2 protein-coding genes and 2 pseudogenes are annotated in these 4,620 nt (G+C 58.9%); 3 read left to right on the top strand and 1 reads right to left on the bottom strand.

Annotated elements, in window-relative coordinates; all coding sequences use genetic code 11:
• Positions 1–58: 58 nt before the first annotated feature.
• From ACOT0L_RS23635 to ACOT0L_RS23645, 3 genes and pseudogenes are all read left to right on the top strand, one after another.
• A pseudogene (locus ACOT0L_RS23635) lies at positions 59–124 on the top strand (helix-turn-helix domain-containing protein); the annotation flags it as partial.
• Between the two features lie 2 nt (positions 125–126).
• Positions 127–3,093: a Tn3 family transposase gene (locus ACOT0L_RS23640; protein WP_042863651.1), complete on the top strand. Its 2,967-nt coding sequence runs from the start codon at positions 127–129 to the stop codon at positions 3,091–3,093.
• Between the two features lie 78 nt (positions 3,094–3,171).
• Positions 3,172–4,176 (top strand): IS110-like element IS5075 family transposase, encoded by a 1,005-nt coding sequence (locus ACOT0L_RS23645; RefSeq protein ID WP_000427619.1) that lies wholly within the window; start codon positions 3,172–3,174, stop codon positions 4,174–4,176.
• Between the two features lie 253 nt (positions 4,177–4,429).
• On the opposite strand, the pseudogene ACOT0L_RS23650 reads toward ACOT0L_RS23645, so the two are convergent.
• Positions 4,430–4,534, bottom strand: a pseudogene (locus ACOT0L_RS23650) (Arm DNA-binding domain-containing protein); the annotation flags it as partial.
• Positions 4,535–4,620: the final 86 nt, after the last annotated feature.

Genomic DNA, 4,620 nt, shown 5'->3' on the forward strand with positions numbered 1-4,620 from the left:
ATGTAAGGCCTTTGAATAAGACAAAAGGCTGCCTCATCGCTAACTTTGCAACAGTGCCAAGCTGGCTCGTGAATTCGGAATCAGTCGCGAAACCCTGTATCAATACTTGAGAACGGATCAGTAAATATGCCACGTCGTTCAATCCTGTCCGCCGCCGAGCGCGAAAGCCTGCTGGCGTTGCCGGACACCAAGGATGAGTTGATCCGTCACTACACGTTCAGCGAAACCGACCTCTCCATCATCCGGCAGCGGCGCGGCCCGGCCAACCGGCTGGGCTTCGCCGTGCAGCTCTGTTACCTGCGCTTTCCTGGTGTCATCCTGGGCGTCGATGAGCCGCCGTTTCCGCCCTTGTTGAAACTGGTCGCCGACCAGCTCAAGGTCAGCGTCGAAAGCTGGGACGAATACGGGCAGCGGGAGCAGACCCGGCGCGAGCACCTGGTCGAACTGCAAACGGTGTTCGGCTTCCAGCCCTTTACCATGGGCCACTACCGGCAGGCCGTCCAGTTGCTGACCGAGATGGCCTTGCAGACCGACAAGGGCATCGTGCTGGCCAGCACCTTGATCGAGCACCTGCGGCAGCAGTCGGTCATTCTGCCTGCCCTCAACGCCGTCGAGCGGGCGAGCGCCGAAGCAATCACCCGCGCCAACCGGCGCATCTACGATGCCTTGGCCGAACCGCTGTCGGACGCGCATCGCCGCCGCCTCGACGATCTGCTCAAGCGTCGGGACAACGGCAAAACGACCTGGCTGGCCTGGCTGCGCCAATCGCCCGTCAAACCGAATTCGCGGCACATGCTGGAACACATCGAACGCCTCAAAGCGTGGCAGGCGCTCGACCTGCCTTCTGGCATCGAGCGGTCGGTGCACCAGAACCGCCTGCTCAAGATCGCCCGTGAGGGTGGCCAGATGACGCCCGCCGACCTGGCCAAGTTCGAGGCGCAGCGACGCTATGCCACCCTGGTGGCGCTTGCCATCGAGGGCATGGCCACCGTCACCGACGAAATCATCGACCTGCACGACCGCATCCTGGGCAAGCTGTTCAACGCCGCCAAGAACAAGCATCAGCAGCAATTCCAGGCGTCCGGCAAGGCGATCAACGCCAAGGTGCGGCTGTTCGGCCGCATCGGCCAGGCGCTGATCGAGGCCAAGCAGGCGGGCCGCGATCCGTTCGCCGCCATCGAGGCCGTCATGTCCTGGGATGCCTTCGCCGAGAGCGTCACCGAAGCGCAGAAGCTTGCGCAGCCCGAGGACTTCGATTTCCTGCACCGCATCGGCGAAAGCTACGCCACGCTGCGCCGCTACGCGCCGGAATTCCTTGCCGTGCTCAAGCTGCGGGCCGCTCCCGCCGCGAAGGACGTGCTCGACGCCATCGAGGTGCTGCGCGGCATGAACAGCGACAACGCCCGCAAGGTGCCCGCCGACGCGCCGACCGAGTTCATCAAGCCGCGCTGGCAGAAGCTGGTCATGACCGACACCGGCATCGACCGGCGCTACTACGAACTGTGCGCGCTGTCGGAGATGAAGAACGCGTTGCGTTCCGGCGACATCTGGGTGCAGGGGTCGCGCCAGTTCAAGGACTTCGAGGACTACCTGGTGCCGCCCGCGAAATTCGCCAGCCTCAAGCAGGCCAGCGAATTGCCGCTGGCCGTGGCCACCGACTGCAACCGGTACCTGAACGACCGGCTGACGCTGCTGGAAACACAGCTTGCCACCGTCAACCGTATGGCGACGGCCAACGAGCTGCCGGACGCCATCATCACCGAGTCAGGCTTGAAGATCACGCCGCTCGACGCGGCGGTACCCGACACCGCCCAAGCGCTGATCGACCAGACGGCAATGATCCTGCCGCACGTCAAGATCACCGAACTGCTGCTGGAGGTGGACGAATGGACGGGCTTCACTCGGCATTTCGCGCATCTGAAATCGGGCGACCCGGCCAAAGACAAGAACCTGTTGCTGACCACGATCCTCGCCGACGCGATCAACCTGGGCCTGACCAAGATGGCGGAGTCTTGCCCCGGCACGACCTACGCCAAGCTGGCTTGGCTGCAAGCCTGGCACATCCGCGACGAAACCTACGGGGCGGCGCTGGCCGATCTGGTCAACGCACAGTTCCGCCATCCCTTCGCCGAGCACTGGGGCGACGGCACCACCTCATCGTCGGACGGCCAGAACTTCCGCACCGGCAGCAAGGCCGAGAGCACCGGCCACATCAACCCGAAATACGGGAGCAGCCCAGGGCGGACGTTCTACACCCACATTTCTGACCAGTACGCGCCATTTCACACCAAGGTCGTGAACGTCGGCGTGCGCGATTCGACCTACGTGCTCGACGGCCTGCTGTACCACGAGTCCGACTTGCGGATCGAGGAGCATTACACCGACACGGCGGGCTTCACCGATCACGTCTTCGCCCTGATGCACCTCCTGGGCTTCCGCTTCGCGCCGCGCATCCGCGACCTGGGCGACACCAAGCTCTACATCCCGAAGGGCGACGCCGCCTATGACGCGCTGAAACCCATGATCGGCGGCACGCTCAACATCAAGCACGTCCGCGCCCATTGGGACGAAATCCTGCGGCTGGCCACCTCGATCAAGCAGGGCACGGTGACGGCCTCCCTGATGCTCCGAAAGCTCGGCAGCTACCCACGCCAGAACGGCCTGGCCGTGGCGCTCCGCGAGCTGGGCCGCATCGAGCGCACGCTGTTCATCCTGGACTGGCTGCAAAGCGTGGAACTGCGCCGCCGCGTGCATGCCGGCCTGAACAAGGGCGAGGCGCGCAATGCGCTGGCCAGGGCAGTGTTTTTCAACCGCCTGGGTGAAATCCGCGACCGCAGTTTCGAGCAGCAGCGCTACCGGGCTAGCGGCCTCAATCTGGTAACGGCTGCCGTCGTGTTGTGGAACACGGTCTATCTGGAACGGGCTGCGCACGCGCTGCGTGGCAACGGCCATGCCATTGATGACGCGCTGTTGCAGTACCTGTCGCCGCTCGGTTGGGAGCACATCAACCTCACCGGCGATTACCTCTGGCGCAGCAGCGCCAAGATCGGCGCGGGCAAGTTCAGGCCGCTACGACCGCTGCAACCGGCTTAGCGTGCTTTATTTAATGAGATGGTCACTCCCTCCTTCCCAGTACTATGCTGAGGACAGGCTTTCATTCGGAGAACCATCATGGAAAACATTGCGCTTATTGGTATCGATCTGGGTAAGAACTCTTTCCATATTCATTGTCAGGATCATCGTGGGAAGGCCGTTTACCGTAAAAAATTCACCCGACCAAAGCTAATCGAATTTCTGGCGACATGCCCGGCAACAACCATCGCGATGGAAGCCTGTGGCGGTTCTCACTTTATGGCACGCAAGCTGGAAGAGTTAGGGCATTTTCCAAAGCTGATATCACCGCAATTTGTCCGCCCATTCGTTAAAAGCAACAAAAATGACTTCGTTGATGCTGAAGCTATCTGTGAAGCAGCATCACGTCCATCTATGCGTTTCGTGCAGCCCAGAACCGAATCTCAGCAGGCAATGCGAGCTCTGCATCGTGTCCGTGAATCCCTGGTTCAGGATAAGGTGAAAACAACTAATCAGATGCATGCTTTTCTGCTGGAATTTGGTATCAGCGTTCCGCGAGGTGCTGCCGTTATTAGTCGACTGAGTACCCTTCTTGAGGACAGTAGTTTGCCTCTTTATCTCAGCCAGTTACTGCTGAAATTACAACAGCATTATCACTATCTTGTTGAGCAGATTAAAGATCTGGAATCTCAGTTGAAACGAAAGTTGGACGAAGATGAGGTTGGACAGCGCTTGCTGAGTATTCCCTGCGTTGGAACGCTGACTGCCAGTACTATTTCAACTGAGATTGGCGACGGGAAGCAGTACGCCAGCAGCCGTGACTTTGCGGCGGCAACAGGGCTGGTACCCCGACAGTACAGCACGGGAGGTCGGACGACATTGTTAGGGATTAGCAAGCGGGGCAACAAAAAGATCCGAACTTTGTTGGTTCAGTGTGCCAGGGTATTCATACAAAAACTGGAACACCAGTCTGGCAAGTTGGCCGACTGGGTCAGGGAGTTGTTGTGTCGGAAAAGCAACTTTGTCGTCACCTGTGCTCTGGCAAACAAGCTGGCCAGAATAGCCTGGGCACTGACGGCGCGACAGCAAACTTACGAAGCATAAAGGCAGAAATACACCAGTTTAAACAATCATTCATCTGGTTTTGCGAATACTGATATTGATGATACTAACGGCCCACCGGCCTGTTGAGGAACCTGTAAAACGGAAAGGCTCATTGAAGCCGTATCTTTTCTGGAGGTTCATCAGGCGCGGAACTCATCGAGGCGCGGGAATAAAATCCCATTCAGACGCCGGATCGATTCAAGCAAGCCAACTTGTCGTCAAAATCGGTGTTGCAAAAACGGGAGTGACCATAGATTCCGTTTTCTGAGGCGACCCCCACATAGAGACCTTCCCGGTCATTCACTTTGTAGAGTTTGTCCCTGGGCTTGAGATTGCGCAGCTTGGTATCGGTCAGCATGTACCTTGTCCTTCTTCGTCTCCGATACCCACTCGATTGTAAACAAGCACACAAAACCCTTTAGTGACAACAATTTGCAAGAACTA

It is taken from the genome of Enterobacter cloacae complex sp. XAL002 (assembly GCF_049236805.1).
Taxonomy (GTDB): domain Bacteria; phylum Pseudomonadota; class Gammaproteobacteria; order Enterobacterales; family Enterobacteriaceae; genus Enterobacter; species Enterobacter intestinihominis.

Excerpts from the sequence above, each read along its gene's own strand:
- ACOT0L_RS23640 (WP_042863651.1), top strand. The coding sequence starts at position 127 with ATGCCACGTCGTTCAATCCTGTCCGCCGCCGAGCGCGAAAGCCTGCTG.
- ACOT0L_RS23645 (WP_000427619.1), top strand. The coding sequence starts at position 3,172 with ATGGAAAACATTGCGCTTATTGGTATCGATCTGGGTAAGAACTCTTTC.